Origin of the sequence: Mycobacterium sp. IS-3022 (assembly GCF_001500065.1) — a bacterium.
Classification (GTDB): Bacteria; Actinomycetota; Actinomycetes; order Mycobacteriales; family Mycobacteriaceae; genus Mycobacterium.
In genome coordinates this window covers 228,480-252,576 of sequence record NZ_LQIN01000023.1, presented here as the reverse complement: position 1 = coordinate 252,576, position 24,097 = coordinate 228,480, and the positions used below count along the sequence as shown (strand labels likewise).

Annotated in this window: 27 protein-coding genes; 10 read left to right on the top strand and 17 right to left on the bottom strand. The window is 67.8% G+C overall.

The window, feature by feature from the left end; translation table 11 throughout:
- Position 1: 1 nt before the first annotated feature.
- Genes dapF through AU188_RS15545 form a run of 4 tightly spaced genes read right to left on the bottom strand, consistent with a single transcriptional unit; the run spans position 2 to position 3,362 of the window.
- Positions 2–874 (bottom strand): diaminopimelate epimerase, encoded by an 873-nt coding sequence (gene dapF / locus AU188_RS15560; RefSeq protein ID WP_059164580.1) that lies wholly within the window; start codon positions 872–874, stop codon positions 2–4.
- A 4-nt stretch (positions 875–878) separates the two neighbouring features.
- Positions 879–1,787 carry a tRNA (adenosine(37)-N6)-dimethylallyltransferase MiaA gene (gene miaA, locus AU188_RS15555; protein WP_059164579.1) on the bottom strand — a complete coding sequence of 303 codons (909 nt, stop codon included), beginning with the start codon at positions 1,785–1,787 and terminating at the stop codon, positions 879–881.
- The gene (locus tag AU188_RS15550; RefSeq protein ID WP_059164765.1) at positions 1,784–2,464 is read right to left on the bottom strand and encodes a class III extradiol ring-cleavage dioxygenase family protein; all 681 of its coding nucleotides are present in this window, start codon (positions 2,462–2,464) and stop codon (positions 1,784–1,786) included. Before AU188_RS15550 ends, miaA begins: the two co-directional genes overlap by 4 nt.
- A 10-nt stretch (positions 2,465–2,474) precedes the next feature.
- The gene (locus AU188_RS15545; RefSeq protein ID WP_059164578.1) at positions 2,475–3,362 is read right to left on the bottom strand and encodes a DMT family transporter; all 888 of its coding nucleotides are present in this window, start codon (positions 3,360–3,362) and stop codon (positions 2,475–2,477) included.
- A gap of 159 nt (positions 3,363–3,521) precedes the next feature.
- Here AU188_RS15545 and AU188_RS15540 point away from each other — a divergent pair, with 159 nt between their 5' ends.
- Positions 3,522–4,847 carry a DUF349 domain-containing protein gene (locus tag AU188_RS15540; protein WP_082686650.1) on the top strand — a complete coding sequence of 442 codons (1,326 nt, stop codon included), beginning with the start codon at positions 3,522–3,524 and terminating at the stop codon, positions 4,845–4,847.
- A 4-nt stretch (positions 4,848–4,851) separates the two neighbouring features.
- Here the strand turns inward: AU188_RS15540 and AU188_RS15535 are convergent, their stop codons facing one another.
- Positions 4,852–5,265, bottom strand: a complete 414-nt coding sequence (locus tag AU188_RS15535) for a lipoprotein LpqH (protein ID WP_059164576.1) — start codon at positions 5,263–5,265, stop codon at positions 4,852–4,854.
- A 144-nt stretch (positions 5,266–5,409) separates the two neighbouring features.
- Between AU188_RS15535 and AU188_RS15530 the strand changes: the two genes are divergently transcribed.
- Positions 5,410–5,847: a lipoprotein LpqH gene (locus AU188_RS15530; RefSeq protein WP_059164575.1), complete on the top strand. Its 438-nt coding sequence runs from the start codon at positions 5,410–5,412 to the stop codon at positions 5,845–5,847.
- Here AU188_RS15530 and AU188_RS15525 read toward each other — a convergent pair.
- The 3 genes from AU188_RS15525 to AU188_RS15515 form a co-directional block, all read right to left on the bottom strand.
- Positions 5,844–6,923, bottom strand: coding sequence for a S1C family serine protease (locus AU188_RS15525; protein WP_286137498.1), 1,080 nt, complete (start codon positions 6,921–6,923; stop codon positions 5,844–5,846). The genes AU188_RS15530 and AU188_RS15525 overlap by 4 nt on opposite strands.
- Positions 6,924–7,015: 92 nt before the next feature.
- Positions 7,016–7,360: a hypothetical protein gene (locus AU188_RS15520; RefSeq protein WP_059164574.1), complete on the bottom strand. Its 345-nt coding sequence runs from the start codon at positions 7,358–7,360 to the stop codon at positions 7,016–7,018.
- A complete protein-coding gene (locus AU188_RS15515) occupies positions 7,357–8,214 on the bottom strand; it encodes a SigB/SigF/SigG family RNA polymerase sigma factor (RefSeq protein WP_082686647.1) in 858 nt (285 codons plus the stop codon). Before AU188_RS15515 ends, AU188_RS15520 begins: the two co-directional genes overlap by 4 nt.
- A 240-nt stretch (positions 8,215–8,454) precedes the next feature.
- Here AU188_RS15515 and AU188_RS15510 point away from each other — a divergent pair, with 240 nt between their 5' ends.
- Genes AU188_RS15510 through AU188_RS15500 form a run of 3 tightly spaced genes read left to right on the top strand, consistent with a single transcriptional unit; the run spans position 8,455 to position 11,870 of the window.
- A complete protein-coding gene (locus AU188_RS15510) occupies positions 8,455–9,516 on the top strand; it encodes a glucose 1-dehydrogenase (RefSeq protein WP_059164573.1) in 1,062 nt (353 codons plus the stop codon).
- A 5-nt stretch (positions 9,517–9,521) separates the two neighbouring features.
- Positions 9,522–11,339: a glycoside hydrolase family 15 protein gene (locus AU188_RS15505; protein WP_059164762.1), complete on the top strand. Its 1,818-nt coding sequence runs from the start codon at positions 9,522–9,524 to the stop codon at positions 11,337–11,339.
- Positions 11,340–11,348: 9 nt separating this feature from the next.
- Positions 11,349–11,870, top strand: coding sequence for a copper chaperone PCu(A)C domain-containing protein (locus tag AU188_RS15500; protein WP_082686646.1), 522 nt, complete (start codon positions 11,349–11,351; stop codon positions 11,868–11,870).
- A 29-nt stretch (positions 11,871–11,899) separates the two neighbouring features.
- Here the strand turns inward: AU188_RS15500 and AU188_RS15495 are convergent, their stop codons facing one another.
- The gene (locus tag AU188_RS15495) at positions 11,900–12,484 is read right to left on the bottom strand and encodes an Rv2732c family membrane protein (protein WP_502687617.1); all 585 of its coding nucleotides are present in this window, start codon (positions 12,482–12,484) and stop codon (positions 11,900–11,902) included.
- Complete coding sequence (miaB, locus tag AU188_RS15490; RefSeq protein ID WP_059164570.1) at positions 12,481–14,034, bottom strand: tRNA (N6-isopentenyl adenosine(37)-C2)-methylthiotransferase MiaB; 1,554 nt, start codon at positions 14,032–14,034, stop codon at positions 12,481–12,483. Before miaB ends, AU188_RS15495 begins: the two co-directional genes overlap by 4 nt.
- 157 nt (positions 14,035–14,191) lie before the next feature.
- Here miaB and AU188_RS15485 point away from each other — a divergent pair, with 157 nt between their 5' ends.
- Genes AU188_RS15485 through AU188_RS15470 form a run of 4 tightly spaced genes read left to right on the top strand, consistent with a single transcriptional unit; the run spans position 14,192 to position 17,351 of the window.
- Positions 14,192–14,920: an amino acid ABC transporter ATP-binding protein gene (locus AU188_RS15485; protein WP_172799522.1), complete on the top strand. Its 729-nt coding sequence runs from the start codon at positions 14,192–14,194 to the stop codon at positions 14,918–14,920.
- 29 nt (positions 14,921–14,949) lie between these two features.
- Entirely contained in the window at positions 14,950–15,762 is an 813-nt protein-coding gene (locus AU188_RS15480) for a glutamate ABC transporter substrate-binding protein (protein ID WP_059164568.1), read from the top strand.
- A 27-nt stretch (positions 15,763–15,789) separates the two neighbouring features.
- Positions 15,790–16,473 (top strand): amino acid ABC transporter permease, encoded by a 684-nt coding sequence (locus AU188_RS15475; RefSeq protein ID WP_059164567.1) that lies wholly within the window; start codon positions 15,790–15,792, stop codon positions 16,471–16,473.
- Positions 16,470–17,351 carry an amino acid ABC transporter permease gene (locus AU188_RS15470; protein ID WP_059164566.1) on the top strand — a complete coding sequence of 294 codons (882 nt, stop codon included), beginning with the start codon at positions 16,470–16,472 and terminating at the stop codon, positions 17,349–17,351. Before AU188_RS15475 ends, AU188_RS15470 begins: the two co-directional genes overlap by 4 nt.
- Positions 17,352–17,370: 19 nt before the next feature.
- Here the strand turns inward: AU188_RS15470 and AU188_RS15465 are convergent, their stop codons facing one another.
- The 6 genes from AU188_RS15465 to AU188_RS15440 all read right to left on the bottom strand — a co-directional run bounded on the left by AU188_RS15465 (position 17,371) and on the right by AU188_RS15440 (position 22,775).
- Positions 17,371–18,192, bottom strand: coding sequence for a TIGR03560 family F420-dependent LLM class oxidoreductase (locus tag AU188_RS15465; protein ID WP_059164565.1), 822 nt, complete (start codon positions 18,190–18,192; stop codon positions 17,371–17,373).
- 9 nt (positions 18,193–18,201) lie between these two features.
- The gene (locus tag AU188_RS15460; RefSeq protein ID WP_059164564.1) at positions 18,202–18,459 is read right to left on the bottom strand and encodes a hypothetical protein; all 258 of its coding nucleotides are present in this window, start codon (positions 18,457–18,459) and stop codon (positions 18,202–18,204) included.
- Positions 18,460–18,519: 60 nt separating this feature from the next.
- Entirely contained in the window at positions 18,520–19,047 is a 528-nt protein-coding gene (gene recX, locus AU188_RS15455) for a recombination regulator RecX (RefSeq protein ID WP_059164563.1), read from the bottom strand.
- Positions 19,013–21,157 (bottom strand): intein-containing recombinase RecA, encoded by a 2,145-nt coding sequence (gene recA / locus AU188_RS15450; RefSeq protein WP_059164562.1) that lies wholly within the window; start codon positions 21,155–21,157, stop codon positions 19,013–19,015. Before recA ends, recX begins: the two co-directional genes overlap by 35 nt.
- A gap of 250 nt (positions 21,158–21,407) precedes the next feature.
- Positions 21,408–21,602 (bottom strand): DUF3046 domain-containing protein, encoded by a 195-nt coding sequence (locus AU188_RS15445; RefSeq protein WP_059164561.1) that lies wholly within the window; start codon positions 21,600–21,602, stop codon positions 21,408–21,410.
- A gap of 9 nt (positions 21,603–21,611) precedes the next feature.
- Complete coding sequence (locus AU188_RS15440) at positions 21,612–22,775, bottom strand: glycosyltransferase (protein ID WP_059164560.1); 1,164 nt, start codon at positions 22,773–22,775, stop codon at positions 21,612–21,614.
- A 42-nt stretch (positions 22,776–22,817) separates the two neighbouring features.
- Here AU188_RS15440 and AU188_RS15435 point away from each other — a divergent pair, with 42 nt between their 5' ends.
- The gene (locus AU188_RS15435; protein WP_059164559.1) at positions 22,818–23,258 is read left to right on the top strand and encodes a limonene-1,2-epoxide hydrolase family protein; all 441 of its coding nucleotides are present in this window, start codon (positions 22,818–22,820) and stop codon (positions 23,256–23,258) included.
- Positions 23,259–23,267: 9 nt separating this feature from the next.
- Here AU188_RS15435 and pspM read toward each other — a convergent pair whose 3' ends face one another.
- Entirely contained in the window at positions 23,268–24,086 is an 819-nt protein-coding gene (pspM, locus tag AU188_RS15430; RefSeq protein ID WP_059164558.1) for a phage shock envelope stress response protein PspM, read from the bottom strand.
- Between the last annotated feature and the right edge of the window lie 11 nt (positions 24,087–24,097).

Genomic DNA, 24,097 nt, shown 5'->3' with positions numbered 1-24,097 from the left:
ATTAACGTTGCGCAACGCTCCACCATTCCTCGGACAGTTCGCCGTGCGCCACCAGAATCGACGGGCCACGCAGGTAACTGCTGGCCTCGGTGATGGTGACGCAGACCTCGCCGCCCGGAATCCGCACGTCGAGGGTGCCGGTGGTGGCACCGGAGAACGCCAACGCCGCGACCGCGGCCGCGACGGTGCCGGTCCCGCATGATCGGGTCTCCCCGACGCCCCGCTCGTGCACCCGCATCGACACCGCGCCGTCGTGGGGCGCCGTCAGGACCTCGATGTTCACGCCCTCGGGGAATTGCTCCGCGTCGAACGACACCGGCGCTGCGACATCGAGCGCGAGCAGCTCTTCGAGCGTCATGTCCGGGTCCACGCAGGCCAGGTGCGGGTTGCCGACGTCCACCGCCAGGCCGGCGAACGGCCGTCCGCCGACGATCGCCTCGCCGCCACCCAGCTGGTTCACCTTGCCCATCTCGACAGTGACGTCGGCGGTCGTCGCATCCCAGTCGTGCAGCACCACCGGCCGTGGGCCGGCCAGCGAGCCGACCACGAACTCATCGCCGGGCTCCAGGCCGCTGGCACGCAGGTAATGGGCGAACACCCGCACGCCGTTGCCGCACATCTGCGCGATCGACCCGTCGGCGTTGCGGTAGTCCATGTACCAGTGCTCGCCCTCGACGCCCTCGGGCAGCTGTTCGAACAACCCGGCTCGGCGGGCCGCTTCGGCAGTGGTCACCCGCAGCACACCGTCGGCGCCCAGCCCGCGGCGCCGGTCGCACAGCGCGGCCACCACTTCCGCAGACAGCTCCAGATCGAAGCCGATGTCGGGAAGCAGCACGAAGTCGTTCTGCGTGCCGTGTCCCTTGGCGAACTTCACGTGTTCAGGGTACGTCGCGCCACACCCGCAGCGTGTCCTCGACGAGATCCGACGCGGCGCCGTCGAACCAGGTGATGCGGTGGTCGCGGCGGAACCACGACCGCTGCCGCCGCACGTAGCGCCGGGTTCCGACGAACGTCGGCTCCCGGGCGGCCGTGCCGTCGCCACCGGCGTCGAGGTCGGCGAGCACCTGTGCGTAACCCAGCGCCCGTGATGCGGTGACACCCTCGCGCAGCCCGCGATCGAGCAGCGTTCGCACCTCGTCGACAAGCCCGTCGGCGAACATGTTGTCTGTCCGTTTCACCAACCGGTCATCCAGAGACGTTGTCTCCCAATCCAGTCCGATTATCGCGGTGTCCCAGCGCGGGGCGCCGATCGGCGGGAACGATGCCGCGAACGGCTGGCCGGTCAGTTCGACGACCTCGAGCGCGCGCACGATGCGCCGCCCGTCGGTGGGCATGATGGCCGCGGCGGCGTCGGCGTCGACCCGCGCCAGCTCCTCATGCAGCGCGCTCACGCCGACCTCGGCGAGCCGCTGCTCCCATCGGGCGCGCACCGCCGGGTCGGTGGCCGGGAAGGTCCAGTTGTCGAGCAGCGACTGGACGTACATCATCGAGCCGCCGACCACGACCGGCACCGCACCGCGATTCCCGATCGCCTCGACATCGGAGGCGGCCGCCTGCTGGTAACGCGCGACGCTGGCCGTTTCCGTCACGTCGAGGACGTCGAGCTGGTGGTGCGGGACCCCGCGACGCTCGTCGATTGTCAGCTTCGCGGTGCCGATGTCCATGCCGCGGTACATCTGCATGGCGTCCGCGTTGACGATCTCGCCGCCCACCCGCTCGGCGACGGCCAGCGCGAGCGCCGACTTGCCGGTGCCGGTCGGGCCGACGATCGCGATCGGCCGGTTCACGGCTGCCAGACGCCGGCGAAATACCCGACGCCGTAGGGCGCGCCGCGGTAGAGCTCCTTGGCCGACCGCGGTTCGGCCAGACCGGCGAGCACCTGATAGGCGACTCGGCCGACGACGTTGCCTGGCAGCCGGGCCAGTGCCGCGGCGTCGCCAGTCGCCAACGCCTCGTCCAGCTCGGCCTGCAGGAAGGCGGATTCGGGGTCGAATCCGCCGGGCGCGGACTGGGTCAAGGTCGTCAGCCCGTCGGCGACGACCAGCACCCCGATCGCGTCGGCGGCCTCGTCGATCTCGGCCCGCAACCGCCTGCCGTGGGCCAGTGCGGTGTCGGCGTCGTGTGCGTCGGCGTAGACCCGCACGTCGGCGCAGGCGTCGGCGCGCGCCGCACCGCGCACCCAACCGGTGATCAACGCGCACAACGGCATTGCAGCTGGGTCGCCGTAGGCGCCGGGCGACAATGAGACCCGTAGATCGACGCCGTAGCCGGCGAAGGTGCCGACATGGTGGGCACTGATGTCGGCGTCGGGGTGCCCCACCCCGACGGCGATCCAGCGCGGCGGCAGCCCGGCCACCGCCGTGAACACGGCTTCGCGAAGATCGGCCAGCTCAGGGGCGGCTCCCGCGGCCAGTTCGGGCACCATGGCCGGTGGCGACGGGACGATCGCGATGGCGCTCAGCACGCCGTCCACGCTAATGCGGGGCGACGGCGCGGTCGGCGCTGGCCGCCTCGCCGCCGGCCAGCGCGGCCGTCGCCAGGACCATCACCGTCACGGCCGCGATCAGCGTCAGCCAACCCGCCTCCCCCGGCCGCAGCGCCTCCCCCAGGACGACGACGCCGAGCACCGACGCGACCACCGGTTCGGCGACCGTCATCGCCGGCAGCGACGCGGTCAGCGACCCCGCCCGGAACGACGCCTGCTGCCATGCCGTCCCGGCGACGGCGACCATCGCCCACACATACAACTCGGGCGTGCGCAGCAGTGCCCACAGCCCGTCGTCGAGCCGGTCGACGACGCCCTTGGTCAGCACCGCGAACAGACCCCACAGCGCCCCGGACACCAGCGCGAGCAGCACCGCGCTCACCGGGCCCTTCCAGATGCTCGCACCGATCACGCACAGCACCAGCGCCGGGCCCAGCACGGCGATGACCGCCGTCCACGTCTCCCAGGAGGCGCGGGACTGGCCCGCGGTCGGGTTGCCCACGGTCACGATCACCGCGACCGACGCCGCCAACAGCACGGCCCAGGTCCACTCCCAGCGCGTCACGCGGCGCCGCTCCTGTCGGGCGTGGATCGGCAGCGCGAACAGCAGCGACGTGACCAGCAGCGCCTGCACGAGCAGTACCGAACCGAGGCCCAGCGCCGCAGCCTGCAATGCGAATCCCCCGGCCGCGACGGCGCTGCCGAGCCACCACCGCCGATCGCGGAGCAGCCGCGTGAACAGCGCCATGTGGCTGACCGATTCGTCGGTGACCTCCTGCGCCTGGCGCAGGTGGATCACATCGCCGATCGCGACGAACAACGCTGCGCCGAGCGCGAGCAGAGCGGCGAGGTCCGCCTCGCCGTTCAGTCCGGTCATCGCAGTCCTCCCGCCACAGCCGCTGAGCTTAGGCAAGTCCTGGCGAAACCCGTGCGCATGCGTCGCGGCGACCTGTTTGAATAGCGTTCGACAGCGATCAGGCGCCGCGGTGCGCGGCAGGTGCGCGGTGGTCCGCGCGGAGGGCACGAGGATAGGGACATGACGACCAGCGAGCCGGGAGGCCAGTCCTCCTCGCCCAAACCCGCTCCCCGGCCCGGTCCGCCGCGGCCCGTCCCCCGGCCAGGGCGCCCCGCGCCGACGGTGGCCGCGCCGCCGTCCAGCGATCCGCACCGGTTCGGCCGAGTCGACCCCGACGGCACGGTGTGGCTCGTCACCGGCTCAGGTGAGCGGGTCATCGGGTCCTGGCAGGCCGGCGACACCGAGGCGGCGTTCGCGCACTTCGGTAGGCGCTTCGACGATCTGCACACCGAGGTTGCGCTGATGGAGCGCCGGTTGGAGTCCGGCACCGGCGACGCCCGCAAGATCAAGGCGGCCGCCCAGGCGCTGGCCGAAACACTGCCGACCGCTCATGTGCTCGGCGACGTCGACGCGATCGCCGCCCGACTGCAGGCGATCATCGCCCACGCCGACGAGACCGCGCAGGCGGACAAGGCGCGCCGCGAGGAGCACCGCGCCGCCCAGACCGCCCGCAAGGAGGCGTTGGCCGCCGAGGCCGAGGACCTCGCCGCCAACGCCACCCACTGGAAGGTCGCCGGCGACCGGCTGCGCGAGATTCTCGACGAGTGGCGCACGATCAGCGGCCTGGATCGCAAGACCGACGACGCCCTGTGGAAGCGCTACTCGGCCGCGCGCGAACAGTTCAACCGAAGGCGCGGTTCGCATTTCGCCGAACTCGACCGTGAACGCGCGGGCGCCCGGCAGGCCAAGGAGGCGCTGTGCGTGCGCGCCGAGGAGTTGGCCGATTCGACGGACTGGGGCCCGACGAGCGCGGCGTTCCGCGAATTGCTGACCGAGTGGAAGGCGGCGGGCCGCGCGGCCAAGGATGTCGACGACGCGCTCTGGCAGCGGTTCAAGGCGGCGCAGGACAAGTTCTTCACCGCCCGCAACGCGGTCACCGCCGAACGCGACGCCGAGTTCCGCGCCAACGCCGAGGCCAAGGAGGCGCTGCTGGCCGAGGCGGAGAAGATCGACACCTCCGATCTCGACGCGGCGCGAGCTGCGCTGCGCGTGATCGGCGACAAGTGGGACGCGATCGGCAAAGTGCCCCGCGAGCGCGCCGCCGAGTTGGAGCGGCGACTGCGCGCGATCGAGAAGAAGGTGCGCGAGACGCCGACGCACGGCGTGGACCCGGAAGCGCAGGCGCGCGCCGACCAGTTCCGTGCCCGCGCAGAGCAATTCGAGCGCCAGGCCGAGAAGGCGGCCGCGGCCGGGCGGGACAAGGACGCCGCGGAGGCGCGGGCCAGCGCCGAGCAGTGGCGGCAGTGGGCCGACGCGGCCGCCGAGGCCCTGAGCAAGGGCCGCTGAGCGCTCAGCAGTCGGTGGAGATCTCGAACGGCGCGGTGGTGCGTTCGCCCGGATCGTCGTGGAAGAACCCGACCGCCGTGCCGGTGATCGTGAACTCACCGTCCACCAGGCTGGCGTCGGCATCACCGGTGGTCTTGTCCCAATAGCTGCCCGTGAACCCGCCCAGGTTGTTGATCTGCACCGATCGTGCGACGACCCGATCTCCGGTGCGAACCTGAGCGATGAGGCCGGGCGTCTGCTCGAGCGTCTCGAGATTCCACAGCCACCCCACCTGGGTGCACTCGACGAGGTGCCCGCCGGCGTCCTTCCCGTCGATGCTCACGTGGACGAGGTGCTTGGCCAGCAGTTCCGGGCCCGACGCGCATCCCGTCGGGATCATCAGCACGGCTGCTGTTGCAACGGCGAATCGTTTGTCCATGGTGCCGCCTCGATGACTTCCCGGCTACTCGTCTTCGCCGGGCGCTGACGTTCGCATTCCCCACGGAGATTTGCTGTATACCTCCGGCGTATGACCGGCAGCCATTGCGGGTATCACTTTGACCCGACTCCCGAAGGTCCGGTCATGGTCGAAGATGTCAGCGTCGCGCGCACCGCGGCAGCGCTGTTGCTGACCGCAGGGCTCTCGGGCTGCTCCTCGCCTTCGCCGGCTTCACCCGACACCATGGGCGGCGCCGCGACGGTGTCCATCAACTCGCAGCCCACCGGTGACCGGTACTACGTCAGCTGCGCCAAGGTGAACTGGCTGTTGACCATCGAAAGTGGGGATGCGGACACGGGTTTCACGGCCATCGTCGATACCGACGATGGCCCCGACGCGCAGGTCGTCAAGATCCGCGACCTCGGCGGGTTCACCGGTTCCGCGTGGAAGGGTGGCGTCGGTCAGCTGCGGGCAACCCGCGACAACGGGCGGATCACGATCAACGGCACCGGCTACGGGTTCTTCGCCGAGGACCCCCACCGCCCGGCGACCGCGGCGTTCGACATCACGGCCGGGTGCTAGCCCGGTCGCGATAGCGAGCCGGTGCGCGAACCGATCGTCACGGTCGTTTGCTCACGGTCACCTCCGCGCATGAACACCATCGGTTGCTCGGAACCCGGCTGCGTCTGGCGCAAGCCGCCCAGTAGGTCCTCGACAGAATTCACCGGCTTGCCGGCGAACTCGACGATCACGTCGCCGGGCCTGAGCCCCGCGAGGGCTGCCGGCGCTCCGGGATCCACGCTGGTCACCAAAGCACCGCGGTCGACCTGCACGCCCCGCAACTGCTGGATCGCCGGGGTCAGCCGGCCAAGGGAGATACCGAGATACGGGTGCGTGGCCTCGCCGTCGGCGAGGAGTTGATTCGCCACGTCGAGCACCGTTGCCGCTGGGATCGCGAACCCCAACGACACCGCGCCCACCGCCGGCGGGATGTACGCCTCGTTGATCCCGACGACCCGGCCGTCGGCGTCGAGCAAGGCGCCGCCGGAGTTACCCGGCGAGATGGGCGCGTCGGTCTGGATCAGATCCACCAACGACTGCGTTTTGGCCGCCGAGCCGGGGATGTCTCGGTGCAGGCCCGAGATGACGCCGACGGTGACAGAGTTCTGAAATCCCAGCGGACTCCCGATCGCCACGGCGACCTCACCGGGGCGGGGCAGATCCTCGCGGAACTGCGGCACCGGCAGATCCTGGCCTTGCGTGCGCACCACGGCCAGGTCGGTCACCTCGTCCGTGCCCACCACCACGCCGGGCGTGCGTTCCTCGTCGGCGGTTATGACGGTCACCTCGCGGGCGTCGCCGACGACATGCGCATTGGTCACCACGACGTCGGGGCGAAGCACCACACCACTGCCGACGCCGCCGTCGCGCTCGACGGTCACCACGCTCGGGCTGACACGTTCCACCAGATCGGCGTAGCCGGTGCGGTCGAGCGCCGAAGGCGGCGAAGCCTCGGTCAACGGCGTCGCTGCCGGAGTCGGCGTCGACGCCGGAGTCGATGTCGACCCGTCCTGCGGACTCGACTGCACAGTACACCCGCCGACCGCCACGAGTGCTGCCGCGGCGGCCGCTCCGACTCGAAACTGCTTGGCCTGCAAAGGTTTACCTCCTGAAATCAGTATGCACACGGCACGGTCCGGCCGCCGGCGGCAAGCGGCGGCCCGGACCGCCGAAGCGGTGGACGGGCCGGCTACGTGGACCGCGCGCCTCGCTTCCAGCGCGCGCCCAACACGAGCGCACCTGCGACGGCGACGAGTCCCGCGACCGCGAGCGTGATCGTCCATATGCGTCGATCTTCGAGATTCATCTGACACAGCCGCGTGAAGTCGGTGTCGGCGACCACCCCACCGGGAACCGGGATGTTGGCTGCGCTGCCGTCGTCGTGTGCGCGGGCGGCGGACAGGTCGGGCGCCACCGCGCTGCCGCACTCGATCGTCCGATTCTCGGGCGATGCCGAAACGGGAGCGAGCAAGCCCACGACGCCGACGATCACCGCGGCGACGCCGGCGAAAAGCACTATCCGTAGCACAATCATGCGACTGACATACCCATTGCCGCGGATTCCTCGCGGCAAGATTGCCGGAGTCGCTCCAGCGTCGCGGCGAGCAGCCGCGACACCTGCACCTGCGAAACGCCGAGGCGCCGGCCGATTTGGCTCTGCGGCAGGTTCTCACAGAACCGCAGGCGCAGGATCAGCCGTTCACGCTCGGTGAGCGTGCTCACCAGTCCGGCGACCGTCAGCGCGTCCTCGACGCTGCTGTAGCGCGGGTCGTCGAGGCCCTGTCGTGCGGCGACCGGTTCGGATTTCCCATCACCTGGGGCCGCCGCGTCCAGCGACGACGGTCGGTACGCGACGGCTGCATCGACCGACTGCACCACCTCGTCTCGGTCGACACCGAGTTCGTCGGCCAGTTCGGTGGCCGTCGGCGCCCGGCCGAGGCGCTGTGCCATCGGACCGATCGCGGCGCGCACGCGCTGACGGGTGTCCTTGATCCTGCGGGGCACGTGCATGACCCAGGTGTGGTCGCGGAAGTGGCGGCGAACCTCGCCCATGATCGTCGGTACGGCGTAGCCGAGAAACGGCCCCTTATCTGGGTCGTAGCGGTCGATCGCCTTGATCAGGCCCAGCCGGGCCACCTGCCTCAGGTCGTCGGCCGATTCGCCGCGGCCGACGAAGCGGCCCGCGATATGGTCGGCCAGGGGCAAACACCTGGTGATGATCCGGCAACGAAGCGAGTCCCATCGCGGCCCCTGCGGCGTGCGGCGCAGCTCGCAACACTGCGGGTGCACGTCGTCGTAGTCGTCTTCGTGAGTCCCTGCCGCGTCCGCATCACCCGTCGGGTCCACGAAATCGACGCGATAGTCAGCCTCCAGCAGGGCCGATACCATGACGGCCTCCCCTCTCGGTATTGACGTCGGACCGGACCGCCCACCGTTCGGCTGGGCGCTGTCCACCGGCCTGTAAGCGCAGACTATCGGCGTAGTAGTACCGCAACCTGAAAGAAATCTGATAGGACCCCGTGAACCCGGAGTCGCAATTCCAGCAAACAGAAATGGGCCGTGTTGCCCGAGTGCGCCGGTCGGCCGCCGAACGTATAGGGACGCGGTTCGCGGGGAACCCGTCCCATCATGCAAGCCCTCACCGTTGACCCGACCAAAGCGCAGTCGCTGCGAGTGGAAGACCTCGCCGATCCCACTCCCGGTCCAGACGAGTTGTTGGTCGAAGGGCTCGCGATCGGCATCTGCGGAACCGACAAGGAGATCGTGCGCGCCGAATACGGCTGGCCGCCGCCACACCGCGACCGGCTGGTGTTGGGCCATGAGTCGCTCGGCCGGGTCGCGCGAGCACCCGAGGACAGCGAGTTCCACACCGGCGACCTGGTCGTCGGGGTGGTGCGCAGACCCGACCCGGTGCCCTGCGGGGCGTGTGCGCGTGGCGAGTTCGACATGTGCCGCAACGGGCGCTACACCGAGCGGGGCATCAAGGCACTCGACGGCTTCGGCAGCGAACTCTGGTGCGTGGAAACGGATTACGCGGTCAAGCTCGATCCGGGGCTGGCCGAGGTCGGTGTGCTGATGGAGCCCACCACCGTGGTGGCCAAGGCGTGGGAGCAGGTCCGCCTGATCGGCGAGCGCACATGGTTCGAGCCCGAGCGGGTGCTGGTCACCGGCGCGGGGCCCATCGGGCTGCTCGCCGCGCTGCTGGGCGCGCAACGAGGGCTCGACGTCCATGTACTCGACCGCGTCGCCGACGGTCCCAAGCCCGCGCTCGCCGCAGCGCTGGGCGCGACCTACCACCACGCCGATGTCGACGAGGTCGCCGGCCATCTGCAACCCGATGTGGTGATCGAGGCCACCGGAGCCAGCAAGGTCGTCTTCGATGCGATCGCCAACACCAGTGCCAACGGCGTGGTCTGCCTGACCGGGGTGTCGGCGGCGGGCCGAACGCTGCGGGTCGATGCCGGCAGCATCAACCGCGAGATCGTCCTCGAGAACGACGCAGTGGTCGGGTCGGTCAACGCCAACCTGCGCCACTACCGTCAGGCCGCCGAGGCGCTGGCCAAGGCCGATCCGGCGTGGTTGACCGGTTTGATCACGCGCCGCGTGCCGCTGAGCCGGTTCGCGGAGGCCTTTTCCGGCCAGGGCGACGACGTCAAAGTGGTCGTCACGCTCGACCAGGGCTCGAGGTGAACGGCGTGGCTCCGATCGAGGACTACGCGCTGCTGGGCGATCTTCAGACCGCGGCGTTGGTCTCCCGAGAAGGTGCGATCGACTGGCTGTGCCTGCCGCGCTTCGACTCGCCGGCATGCTTCGCCGCGCTGCTCGACGACGATCCCGCGGGCACGTGGCGACTGGCGCCGGCATCGGGCGGGCCGGCGACCCGGCGGGCCTACCGCGGTGACTCGCTGGTACTCGACAGCGAATGGGACACGCCGGAGGGGACGGTGCGCGTCGTCGACTTCATGCCTCCGCGCGACGAGTCCGCCGAGGTGGTGCGGATCGTCGAAGGAGTCAGCGGCCGGGTACCGATGCGCATGAGGCTGCGGCTGCGGTTCGACTACGGGCACGTGGTGCCCTGGGTGCGCCGAAGCGGTGACGACCTGTCCGCTGTCGCCGGGCCGGACTCGGTGTGGCTGCGCACCCCCGTGCCCACAGAGGGACGCGAGCTGACCACGTTCGCCGAATTCGACGTGGCGGCCGGGCAGCGCATCCCGTTCGTGCTCACCCATCAGCTGTCGCACCTGCCGCGGCCGCAGCCCGTGGCCGCCGGGCAAGCCCTGCACGACACCGAACGGTTCTGGGCCGAATGGATGTCACGGTGCTCCTACACCGGACCGTGGGACGGCGCGGTGCGCCGCTCGCTGGTGCTACTCAAGGCGCTGACGTATTCGCCCACTGGAGGCATCGTCGCCGCCGCGACCACGTCGCTGCCCGAGGAGATCGGCGGGATGCGCAACTGGGACTACCGCTACTGCTGGCTGCGCGACGCGACGTTCACCCTGCAGGCGCTGCTCGGCACGGGGTTCGTCGCCGAAGCCCGCGAGTGGCGGGAATGGCTGGTGCGCGCGGTGGCCGGGGACCCGGCGCAGCTGCAGATCATGTACGGGCTCGACGGCCGGCGCCGGCTGCCCGAGATGTCGTTGCCGTGGCTGTCGGGTTACGAGGGGTCGGCACCGGTGCGGGTGGGCAACGGCGCCGCCGACCAGTTCCAGCTCGACGTCTGGGGCGAGGTGCTCGACGGACTCCATTTGGCCCGCGACGCGGGTCTGCCCTCGAACGACACGGCGTGGGACGTTCAACGTGCGCTGCTCGACTACCTCGAGGGGAACTGGCGCCAGCCCGACAACAGCTTGTGGGAGGTGCGAGGCCCGCAACGGCAGTTCGTACATTCCAAGGTGACGGCGTGGGCCGGGGTCGACCGCGCGGTGCGCAGCGTCGAGGAGCAGGGCCTGGACGGACCCGTCGAGAAGTGGCGCGCGCTGCGCGACGAGATCCACCGCGACGTGTGCGCGAACGGATTCGACGTCGACCGGAACACCTTCACCCAGGCCTACGGCTCCGATGAGCTCGACGCCGCGCTGCTGCTGATCCCCCGGCTGGGGTTCCTGCCGTGGGACGACCCACGGGTCGTTGGCACCGTCGACGCCGTACAGGCGGAGCTCAGCCACGGCGGGTTCGTCCTGCGTTATCGGCCGGAGAAAACCGATGACGGGTTACCCGGAGGGGAAGGCGTTTTCCTGGCCTGCAGCTTCTGGCTGGCCGATGCGCTGGCAGGCATTGGCCGCATGGAGGCGGCCACCGATATGTTCGAGCGGCTGCTCGGATTGCGCAATGATGTCGGGATGCTCAGCGAGGAATACGACCCGGTGCGCGGAAGGCATCTGGGAAACACGCCGCAGGCCTTCAGCCTGGTGGGGTTGATCAACACCGCGCGGCAGCTGCGCGGCAGCCGCACCACCACCTCGGCTGCTCCGCAGGATCAGAACCTCAGCCCGGCAACAGATTCGAGTTAGGTACCTCAGATGAAGACACTTACCGTTTCACGGCGTCACGTTGCGGCGGCCGGTTTGGTGACGAGCGTGCTGGTCGCCGGTTGCGGCGGCGATCCGAACATGGGCTCGTCGAACCGGGGCGCGGGTTCGGAGACCGAGACGACGTCGGTCGAGAACGCATTCATCGTGCCGCGGTTCATACCTGGGTCGTGCGCCATCCAGGTCGGCGATGCTGCGGCGCTCACGTTCACCGTGACGAACAACCGGATCACCGAGCCGGAACGTCTGCTCGGCATCGAGACACCCGCCGCCGCGGCGATTCGGCTGTCTCCCGATGCGACGCTGCAGATACCGCCTGAGACCACGATCGCCGCCGGCCAACCGATCGAAGACGTCGGCGACGGCGCCGTGGACCGGCCCTTCACGGCCAGCGTGGAGGGGCTGCGGGAATCCGCGAAGCCCGGCAAGTCGGTGGACATGACGTTTCACTTCGAGAAGCAGGGCGACCTCGCGATGAAGGTTCCGATCGAGGCCTGTCCCACCCAGAAGTAAGCCGTCCGGCGTGGCGGCCGTGGGGTGGGTCAGTTTTCGGTCGAACCGTCGTCGTCGAGGCCGTCGAGCAGTCCCCTCTTCTGCCGCTCGGCGGCAGCCCTGCGGCGTTCCTCCTCGGCGGCCAACTGCAGCGCGGTGCGCGACCACACAGCGCGCGCCCAGTGAAACGTCACCAGTCCCACCGCGATCCACGCGAGGATGAGCCCGATTCCGGGACCCGGATAGGGGTCGGCGGCCGTTTGGCGCGACCACACCGCCAGCAGGCCGAGCAGCGTCGCCACCGTCGACCCGGCCAACGCAACCCACGCCAGCGCCCACCGCCGGGTGAGAAGCGCCAGCATCGAGAATCCGACGCCGAATACCAGTACCAGCCAAACGAATACGCGCGACGGCAGGGAGATCCCCTCGCGGGCCGCCGTTTCGCTCCCGATGAGAACGTCCAAACCGCGGGCATCTCCGGTGTGCGGCAGCACGAACGACACCAGCAGCACGAAGACGCCGATGGCGATGACCAGAGCCCGCGCGCCGGGGTCGATCTCGCCCGCGACGCGGCGTTCGGCGGCTTCGATGTCGCTCTTGTACTCCTCGAAGCCGTTGTCGTCGGGCGACGTCATCGCGCACATCCTGTCGCTGTCGGCGTTTCGGCCGGCGCGCCGATGCCCGGCATGCCGAGTCCCACGCCGGTGCGCGGTCGCCGGCCGGCGGCGTGGGCGTCCCCCGCGCGCGTGCGCCGGTGACTGTGCACGGCCGAGTCCGCGATCAGGTGATGCGGGGCGGCGCCGGTCACCGTCGTGGTCACGATGTCGCCGGGCCGGATGTCGAGCCGCTCCGGGTCGAAGTGCACCAGGCGGCCGTCGCGGGCACGGCCCGACATTCTGGCCGTCGTGGCGTCCTTGCGACCCTCGCCGGTCGCGACCAGGACTTCGACGGTGCGGCCGATCTGCGCGCGGTTCTCCTCCAGCGAGATTTTCTCCTGGAGGTCGATCAAGCGCTGGTAGCGTTCGGCCACAACGGCTTTGGGGACCTGGTCGGATAGTTCGGCGGCCGGCGTGCCGGGTCGCTTCGAGTACTGGAACGTGAAGGCGCTCGCGAACCGTGCCCGCGCGACGACGTCGAGCGTGGCTTGGAAGTCGTCCTCGGTCTCCCCCGGGAATCCGACGATGAGATCGGTGGTGATCGCGGCGTCTGGGATCGCGGCGCGCACCCGCTCGATGATTCCGAGATAGCGCTCGGCGCGGTAGGACCGTCGCATCGCCCGCAGGATGCGGTCCGACCCGGACTGCAGCGGCATGTGCAGTGTCGGACAGACATTCGGCGTCTCGGCCATCGCGGCGATGACGTCGTCGGTGAACTCGGCGGGGTGCGGCGAGGTGAACCGCAGCCGCTCCAGCCCGTCGATGCGGCCGCAGGCGCGCAGCAGTTCGGCGAACGCGCCCCGGTTCCGCGGCTCGGCGGGGTCGGCGAACGAGACGCCGTAGGCGTTGACGTTCTGGCCGAGCAGCGTCACCTCGAGAACGCCTTGATCGACCAGGGTCTGCACCTCGGCGAGCACGTCACCGGGCCGGCGGTCGACTTCCTTGCCCCGCAGCGCAGGCACGATGCAGAACGTGCAGGTGTTGTTGCAGCCCACCGAGATCGACACCCAAGCGGCGTATGCGGATTCGCGTGCGGCGGGCAGGGCGGACGGGAATTCCTGCAGCGCATCGACGATCTCGACCTGGGCGGCCCGGTTGTGTCGGGCGCGCTCCAGCAACGTGGGCAGCGATCCGATGTTGTGGGTGCCGAACACGACATCGACCCACGGCGCGCGACGTAGCACGGCGTCGCGGTCCTTCTGGGCCAGGCAGCCGCCGACGGCGATCTGCATGTCGGGGTCGGCCTGCTTGCGCGGCGCCAGGTGGCTGATGTTGCCGTAGAGCTTGTTGTCGGCGTTCTCGCGTACGGCGCAAGTGTTGAACACCACCACGTCGGCGTCCTCGCCGTCGGTGGCCCGGTGGTACCCCGCGGCCTCCAGCAACCCCGCCAGCCGCTCCGAGTCGTGCACATTCATCTGGCAGCCGTAGGTGCGCACCTGGTAGGTGCGACCTTGCGCCCGCGCGGGAGCGGACTCGCCGGTCGCGTTGCGGCGAACGGCCTGGTCAGCCGCCGCCTCTCGCGTCACCATCGAAGTCACGGGCCCATGGTACGGGCTGGTCAGTATGGCGATCCGGGCGGATTCTCCAGTTCCGGGCACGCCGGACACTCCCTCGGTAAGGTCTGCTCCCATGGAAACGAGCGGGTCGGATGACGACCAGGCCGATCCGACCCGGTCGTCCGCACCGATGATCTCCATGTCGGGCGTCAACAAGCACTTCGGCTACCTGCATGTGCTCAAGAACATCAACCTCGAGGTGAATCGCGGCGAGGTGATCGTGGTGCTGGGGCCGTCGGGCTCGGGCAAGTCGACGTTGTGCCGCACCATCAATCGGCTCGAGCCCATCGACTCCGGCACCATCGCGATCGACGGTGAGGTGCTGCCCGAAGAGGGGCGCAAGCTCGCGGAGCTGCGGTCCGACGTGGGCATGGTGTTCCAGTCGTTCAATCTGTTCGCCCACAAGACGATCCTGGACAACGTCACGTTGGCGCCGATGAAGGTGCGCAGGAAGTCGAAGGCCGAGGCCCGCGAGAAGGCGATGGAACTGTTGGAGCGGGTCGGCATCGCCGACCAGGCCGACAAGTATCCGGCACAGCTGTCGGGTGGCCAGCAGCAGCGGGTCGCCATCGCGCGGTCTCTGGCGATGGACCCGAAGGTCATGCTCTTCGACGAGCCGACCAGCGCGCTGGATCCGGAGATGATCAACGAAGTGCTGAACGTGATGACGTCGCTGGCCAAGGACGGCATGACGATGTTGGTGGTGACACACGAAATGGGTTTCGCCCGCGGCGCGGCCAACCGCGTGGTCTTCATGGCCGACGGCGCGATCGTCGAGGCGGCCGAGCCCGATGAGTTCTTCACCAACCCGAAAAGCGAACGTGCCAAGGACTTTCTCGGCAAGATTCTTCACCATTAGTCGAGCGATCATCAGTCGAAAGGAAACGGATGCCATCAATCTCGAAGCGCGTTGTGGGGGCGCTCGCGCTCGTCGTCGCGCTGCCGCTGGCGGCGACGGCATGCGGCGGCGGGGGCGACGGCGACACGATCGTCATCGGCACCAAGTTCGATCAGCCCGGCCTGGGACTCAAGAATCCCGACGGCACCATGAGCGGCTTCGACGTGGACGTGGCCAAGTATGTCGCCCAGCGACTCGGCTACGGCGAGGACAAGATCGAGTGGAAAGAAGCACCGTCCGGACAACGCGAGACGCTGATCCAAAACGGTCAGGTAAAGTTCATCGTCGCGACCTACTCGATCACCGATGCCCGTGAGGAGAAGGTTGACTTCGCGGGGCCGTACCTGATCACCGGACAGAGCCTGCTGGTGCGCGAGGACAACACCGACATCACCGGCGAGGCGTCGCTGGAGAACAACAAGAAGCTGTGCTCGGTGTCGGGATCGACACCGGCGCAACGGATCAAGGACAAGTTTCCCGGCGTTCAGCTGCAGCAGTACGACACGTACTCGGCGTGCATCGAAGCGTTGAAGAACGGCCGCATCGACGCGGTGACCACCGACGAGGTGATCCTCGCGGGTTATGCGGCGCAGAGCCCGGGCGTCTTCAAGGTCGTCGGCGGCACGTTCTCCGAGGAACGCTACGGAATCGGTTTGAAGAAGGGCGATTCCGAACTGCTGACGCAGATCAACGACGCGCTCGCCAAGATGGAGCAGGACGGCTCCTGGAAGAAGGCATGGGACGAAAACCTCGGCGCAGCAGGCATTCCCGCCCCGCAACCGCCGCAGATCACCCAGAAATGACAGGCCTCCGCCCTCGGAGGACGTGAGGTGGAGGTTCTGCCCGGCTACCCCCTCGGCCAGATCGTCGAGGCGTTCTGGACGACGATTCAGCTGACGGTGTACTCCGGTATCGGGGCGCTGGTGCTGGGCACGGTGCTGGCCGCGATGCGGCTGGCGCCGGTGCCGGTGCTTCGCTGGCTCGGAACGACATACGTCAACGTGGTGCGCAATACCCCGCTGACACTGGTCATCCTGTTCTGCTCATTCGGCCTGGCGGACACCATGGGCATCACGCTGGTGGATCCCGAATCACTGACGTCGATCGAGGACAGCAACTTTCGGTTGGCGGTGCTCGGCCTGGCGTTGTACACCGCCGCGTTCGTGTGCGAGACGGTGCGTTCCGGGGTGAACACCGTGCCGCTGGGTCAGGCCGAGGCGGCGCGGTCACTGGGGTTGACGTTCGGACAGAATTTGCGGCTTATCCTGTTGCCGCAGGCTTTTCGCGCGGTCATCATCCCGCTCGGGTCGGTGTTGATCGCGTTGACCAAGAACACCACGATCGCCTCGGCTATCGGAGTGGCCGAGGCCGCGTTGTTGATGAAGGAGATGATCGAGAACACTGCGGCGATCCTGACCGTCGGAACTATTTTCGCCGCCGGTTTCGTCATCCTGACGCTGCCGACCGGACTCTTCTTCGGTTGGCTGGGTAAGCGGATGGCGGTCACCAGATGAGCTCGGCATCGGTTCTTTTCGACGCGCCCGGTCCCCGGGCACGGATCCGTAACTGGGTGGTGACGGCTCTTGTCGTCCTGATCACCGCGTTGGCGCTGCTGGCAGTGTTGATTCAGATGGCCGCCAAGGACCAGCTCGCTGTTGCGAAATGGAGACCGTTCCTGACGGCCGACCTGTGGAGGACCTACGTTCTGCCCGGCGTGCAGGGCACGTTGACGGCCGCCGCGGTGTCGATCGTGTTGGCTTTGGCGCTCGGATTCGTGCTTGGCGTGGGCCGACTTTCGACGCACAGCCTGATTCGCTGGGTGTGTGCGGTGATCGTCGAGTTCTTCCGTGCGGTGCCGGTGCTGATCATGATGCTGTTCGCGTTCGCGCTCTACGCGGCCTACGACATGTTTCCGTCCAAGCACCTGGCACTGGCCGCCGTCATCACGGGGCTCACGCTGTACAACGGCGCCGTCATCGCCGAGATCGTTCGGGCCGGCGTCCACGCGCTTCCCCGTGGACAGTCCGAGGCTGCCTTCGCGCTCGGACTGACCTGGGGCCAGACGATGCGCTCCATCCTGTTGCCGCAAGCGATCACGTCCATGCTGCCGGTGCTGATCTCGCAACTCGTTGTGGTGCTCAAGGACACCGCGATCGGTTACATCATCACGTTTCTCGAACTGGTGCGCCAAGGCGTGCAGATGGGTACGGCATACAGCAACCTGCTGCCGGCGCTGATCGTGGTGGCCGTGCTGATGATCAGTGTCAATTTCACGCTGTCTTCGGCGGCCACTGCGGTGGAAGCGCGAATGCGGCGGTCGCGTCGCGGTCCGGCGCCCCTGGACACGGAGTCGGTCGAGCAGGAAGGCGCGCCCGGCGCAAAAGCCGTGTGATGTCGGGTATTTCGGACCGCTAGATCAGCTCCGCGCATCGACGCAGCAGCGAGTCGTCTGGCGGCTGGTAGAAGGACAGCACGACATGCTGACAGCCGAGCCGCGCGTACTCAGCGATCGAGTCGAGTTGGCCATCGACCTGATCCGGTTGGTTCGGGTGCAGGAACAGCTGCACGCCGCGTCGGATCGAGGACGGATCGCGGCCTTCGGCCTCGCAGGCGGCGTCGAGTCGGCTACTGGCCGCCGCCCACTCCTGCGGACCGGTGCTCGGCATGTTCCACTCGTCGGCATGCCGGGCGGCGACGCTGAGCATCTTGGGCTGCGACGCGCCAACCACGATCGGCGGATGCGGACGCTGGACCGGTTTCGGGTCGCAGCGCGCTTGGCGGAGCGTGAAGAAGCGGCCGGTGAAGTCGACGGCCTCCTCGGTCCACAGCCGGCGGATGACGGTCAGCGCTTCGTCCACCATCGCGACGCGTTGCCCCGCGGGCGGGAAGTCGATGCCGTAGCCACGATGTTCGTCCTCGTGCCAACCGGCGCCGAGACCGAAGTCCATCCGCCCACCGGAGATGTGGTCGACGGTCACCGCCATTTTCGCCAGCACCGCCGGGTTGCGGTAGGTGACGCCGGTGACCAGGCAGCCCACTCGGGCGCGCCGCACCACCACGGCCATCGCGGCGAGGCTGGTCCAGCCTTCGAGGGTGGGCGTCGTCGGGTCGACGAGTCCATAGAAGTGGTCGTAGTTCCACACGGCCGGGAACCCGAGGTCGTCAGCCGTCCGCCAGAACCGCTCGAGGACGGCATAGTCGAACGTGGGTGCCAGCTTGACAGACAACTGCATGATCGCAAGTTACCCGTTGGCCGTCCGCAACCGATCCAGAGCTTCGGCTGCGGCGTGGTCGAGATCGCGGTGCTCGACGGTTACCTCGATGCCGGGCTTCACGCCGGCGAGTGCGGGCAGCAGATGGTTCATCACTTGTTCGGCAGTCGCGGGCATCCTGCGGCCACGTGTGGTGACCTTCGTCCACCGCTGTCCGTCGCGAAAGTAGTGCTCTTCGCCCGAGTTGAACCGCATTGTCACCAGATAGCAGTCGTTGGTCAGCCGCATGGCTTCACGGTCGCACACCTTGTCGCCACGGATCAGCCCCTAGGCGAGCTGCGACGCGAACTACACCCTTCGGCGTTCCCGCTCGCTGGCCAACGCGACCTTGACGACGTCGAAAGCCATCGACTGACTGTAACCACGGCGCGCAAGCATGCCGACCAGGCGGCGGGTGACCTTGACGTCGTCGCCGTCGTGGTCGAGCTTTTCACGGCGGAGCTTGTCGGCGACCAGTTGTTCGGCCCGTGACCGTTCGGCATCGGCGTCGATGTCAGCGAGGGCCGCGTCGATCACGTCGTTGTCCACGCCCTTCGTCCTAAGCTCAGCGGCCAAGGCACGCTTGCCTTTACCCGCGTTCAGCTGACGGGAGCGGACCCACTGTTCGGCGAAGTCGGCATCATCGATGAGGCCGACCTGGGTGAGCCGCTCGAGCACGCGGGCGCTGACGTCCTCGGGGTACCCCCGTTTGGCCAGCTTTTCTTCGAGTTCGGCCCGAGTGCGGGCCCGCGCGGTGAGCAGGCGCAGACACAGGTTGTGCGCCTGCTCCTCGCGCGTGACCTCAGAAGTCGACGGGGGCGGGCAGGACTTCGTCATCGGTGATCACGGCGCCAATGCCGAGCTTCTCTTTGATCTTCTTCTCGATCTCGTTGGCCACGTCGGTGTTCTCGAGCAGGAAGTTGCGGGCGTTCTCCTTGCCTTGACCCAACTGCTCGCCTTCGTAGGTGAACCACGACCCGGACTTGCGGATGAAGCCCTGCTCGACACCCATGTCGATGAGCGAGCCTTCCTTGCTGATCCCCTTGCCATACAGGATGTCAAACTCGGCTTGTTTGAAGGGCGGCGAAACTTTGTTCTTGACGACCTTGACGCGGGTGCGGTTACCGACCGCGTCAGTGCCGTCCTTGAGCGTTTCGATTCGCCTGACATCCAAGCGGACTGAGGCGTAGAACTTCAAAGCCTTTCCGCCCGTTGTCGTTTCAGGAGAATTGTGCACCATCACGCCGTCTGCGAAGTAGTTGTGTGAGCCCTCGACCTCGATGTCGTATCGACTCATGATCGGATAGTCCGTCTTCGATTCAATCCCCATGACACGGGCTGGCATTAGTTGCATCGTCTGTTCAACAAACTGTGGTTCGACGTTGAACTGGTCGCGGAAGCGCGGTAGCAGCTTGTACGCCATGGACGGATGCACACATGGTGCAATCATCTCCTGGAACTTCGCTGTGGCCGATGTGGAGAACACCAACATCACGTTGCCAGCTGAACCGGCCTTCCGCAGTCGGACATCGAGTTCATGGGTGTCACGCAGATAATCTCGAAGGCGTTCTTGTGATCCTTCGCTCATCGCCTCCACGCAGATCTCAATTCGTCCACTCCCCCCTGCGGTACGCTGCTGTCGACCCTTGGAGCGCAACGTGAATGCGCCATCGTCCATGTACCAGACAGCCAGTGACAGTGGGGTTAGAGCCTTGAGGTATTCCTCCGAAAGGAACTTCTTTCCATCACCGAGATAGACGGCGCTTCGCAGTTCATGTAGTTCAGCGAGTGGTGTGAAGTCTGCAAAGACAGCACCTTTGGCATTACTTGTGCGGCTGTGCGGAATATTCTGCAGGAGAGAGACTTTCCAGTCGAGATAATCCGACTGCTTCACACCATGCCCCATGCGAAGCCTCGCGCTTTCGGAATCCTGCCGGACGGGAGCTGACAGGCAGCCATCCCCCATCAACGAACCCAACACAACTTCCCATTGCTGATCACTAAGCAATGCTGGCTGCGCCAACATGACGCGATCGCCGACATTGATGTCTTCCGCTTCACGCCAGCCGCCAGGTGTGCGAATCAGGTGATTACGGGTCATCGCCAAGCTAGCGTGACCGCGTCCCGTACCACCACCGGCCCGATCGACTTTGAAGTGCAGGAACTCCTCGGTTTTGCCATTGTTGAACCAATTGGTCACCTTGCGAGGCACAATCCGTCCAGATTCGAAGTCGTAGGACAAGACCTCGACGTCCATCTTCTGGTTCACGATCTTGCCGAGCTTCTCCGTCGAGCCGTCGGCAAGAGTGACATTGGTGTACCAGGATCCGCATCCGAACATGACCCCGATCTTTTCGCGGAGCTGGTTGATGAAGATCGCGGTGGTACCCGAATTGTTCAGTGCGCCGGTCATTTTGCGTAGTGCCTGGCTCATCAGCCGTGCCTGAAGTCCGACATGGCTGTCACCCATCTCGCCTTCGATCTCCGCCCGCGGCACCAACGCGGCCACCGAGTCGATGACCAAAATATCCAGCGCGCCGGATCGGATCAGCATGTCGGCGATCTCGAGCGCCTGCTCACCAGTGTCGGGCTGGCTCACCAGCAGCGCGTCGGTGTCCACGCCGAGCTTCTTGGCATACTCCGGATCCAGCGCATGTTCCGCGTCGATGAACGCCGCGATGCCGCCTGCGGCCTGGGCGTTGGCCACCGCGTGCAACGCGACGGTGGTCTTACCCGAGGATTCCGGGCCGTAGATCTCGACCACCCGGCCCCGCGGCAGTCCGCCGATGCCGAGCGCCACGTCCAGGGCGATGGACCCGGTCGGGATCACCGAGATCGGCTGGCGGACCTCTTCGCCGAGCCGCATCACCGAGCCCTTGCCGTGACTCTTCTCAATCTGCGCGAGTGCCAGCTCGAGGGCCTTCTCGCGGTCGGGTGCCTGCGCCATGGTGGTCTCCGTCCTTCGGATGTCTAGCTGTTCGGTGATCGGGTTTCGATCAGTTGGCCGTGACGCTAGAGGCAGCCACCGACAAGTCGGCCTGACCAGCATCTAGCCGTCGAACACCGCCCACAGTAGCGAACGTGTGTTCGATGGCAAGGAGGCGCGCCGTGTCGTCCCTGTCAAAGGGCGAGCAGACACGGAATGTCTACTTTGGCGGCGTGTCGGGGACAGTTCGCGTCTGCTCGCGCGGGAAAAGTCACCACTGATCGCGCGGCACGTCGAAGTCCGAGCACAGCGCGCGCCAGACGTCCCGCGGGTCGACGCCGTCCTCGATGGCCTGTGCGGCGGTCCGCCCCCCGAATCCGCTCAACACATGATCGACGAGCAGCGACGCGCCGCGTACCGGGCCGAACTGTCCCTCGACGAGTTCATGGAATTCCGTCAACCGCACGGGCCCAAACTACGCGAGTGCTTCATGGCACACCCGTACCGGATCTTCGACGTCGGCAACCGTCGCTCCGGCCCGCCGCGCAGCGTCCCGGTAGCCGGGCTCGGCCAGCACCTCGCGCACCGCCCGCGCCAGCGCGTCTGGGTCCAAAGGACGCACGAGTTGCGCGCTGCCCTGCCGCACAACACGATTCGCGATCTCCCATTGGTCGCCGCCGCCCGGTACCACCACCATCGGGACCCCGGCCAGCAGCGTCTTGGCGACCATGCCGTGCCCTCCGCCACAGATCACCAGATCGGCGTGCGGCAACAGTTCGTCCTGCCGACCCAGCCCGATGACCGCCCACGGCGGCACCGCGACGTCGGTGCCACCGAGGCGCGACACCACCACCCGCGATCCCGGCGGCAACACCGGTCCTGGCGTCAGTGCCTCCAGCGCGACCTCGGCCAGGCCGCCGGCGCCGGTGGTGGCGGTGGACGGCGCGACGACCACCACGGGGCCGGTACCCGCCGGGATGTCCAGCGTCGTCGACGTCGGCTCGAAGTGCAGCGGACCCACCACCACGGCTTCGGCCGGCCAGTCGGGCCGTGGCACCTCCAGAGCAGGCAGCGTGGCGATCAGCCGTCGGCGCGGACCGGGATCAGTTGCCTGCAATCCGATCTCCGCCCGCGCGGCCGCGCGCTGGCGCATTCCTTCCCGCCACGACCGGGCCGAAAGCGCACGCAGCACCGCGTCGCGCAACCGACCGCGGACCCCCACGCCCGGTGCCAACCCGCTGCCGATCGGTGGCAGTCCTTTCGACGGCCGGTACAGCGGATGCGGGTTCAACTCCACCCACGGCAGCCCGAGAAGTTCGGCGCACAACCCGCCGGCTGTGGTGATGACGTCGGAGACCACCAGATCGGGTCCGATCTCGCGCAGCTGCGGCGCGTTGAGGACCGCCATCCGCGCGCCGCGCCGGTGGATCTTCGCACCGGCGTCTGCATCGTCGTCACTGTCGGTCGGGTCCAACCCGAGCAGTTCGACGGCGGGCAACCCGGCGTCGCGGGCGGTGTCCAGCCATTCCACGCCGGTGAGCAGCGTCGGTGAATCCCCGTTGGCCAGAAAGCGAAGGCACAGCGCGATCGCCGGGAAGGCGTGCCCCGGATCCGGTCCGGCAACAACCGCGACGCGCATTGGCCCTACCCTGCCACAGCGACTCAGCACTAGGCTGAGCCCATGACCGACCAGGCTTCCGGACTGAGAACCGACGTCGACAACATCCGCGCAGTGGAGACCTTCCTTTACGCCCTGCAGGACGAGGATTTCGCGACCATGGACGGCTTACTTGCCGACAACGCGGAATGGCAGAACGTCGGGTTGCCGACAATTCGCGGTCGCCAGCGCATCATCGGCATGATGCGGCGCGGCGAGGGCCGCTACGGCTTCGAGGTGAAGATCCACCGCATCGCCGGCGACGGCAACAGCGTGCTGACCGAACGCACCGACGCGCTTGTGCTCGGTCCGCTGCGCCTGCAGTTCTGGGTGTGCGGGGTCTTCGAGGTGCACGCCGGCCGAATCACGTTGTGGCGCGACTACTTCGACTATCTGGACTTCAGCAAGGCCATCCTGCGGGGAATCGCCGCGACGGTGTTCCCGTCGCTGCGGCCGACGATGTAACTCAAGCGGTTACGCGCCGCGGACGTGACCGAGTTCGTCGAACGCCTGCGCCCAGCCGAGCAGGCGGTCGGTGGCATTGGACAACTCGTCGCGGTAGCGCTGTTGCCACATCGGGGAAGTGGACGTCGGTCCGGCGTTCGCCGCGGACACCAGTTGTGCTGCGGCGCCGACCATTTCGTTGTACTGCCGCGCGCCGTGATCGAGTTGCGCACTGAACGCCGCAATGGTGGACGCCAGATGGGCGCGTGATTGCGGCGCCGACCGGATAGCCCGCTCCATCGACACCACCTCGTTCGCGGTCGCGGCCATGGTCACCGCGGTCTGATTCGCCGCGGCGGTCAGCTCGCGAAGCTCGTCGGCGGGCAGCATCCGTCCGCGCTCCATCACGCCCAGCAGTGAGAACAGCCCGCGCTCAGAGGCCGCCAGTGCCGCCATCGGCTGGCGGGCGGCCGACCCCCACGGTGGAAGCCGACGGGTGGCGCGGGATCGCGGCGGCGGCAACGGCTCGCGTCGCAGCCAGCGGTACCGCAGGAACGCCAGCGTGGCCAGGAACGCCGCACCGACCGCGATCGGAGACGGGATGAGCAGCGCCCAGGCGGGCGTGTCCCACGCCGCCACCAACCCCGTCATGCCGATCCAGAACACACAGGAAACCGTGAAGAACAGGGTGAGCCGCAGCGCCCAGCGACGCTTGCGCAGCAGCTTCGCGCGCGGATCCGCGGCGGCGTTCAGCTTGGCGGCCAGCACGTCGGACCACTCGGCGGCGGTGTCCACCCCCCGCTGCACCAGCGAGCGCCACGGCTCCGGTCGACTCGTTCGCGAACTCACTGGTGACCTCG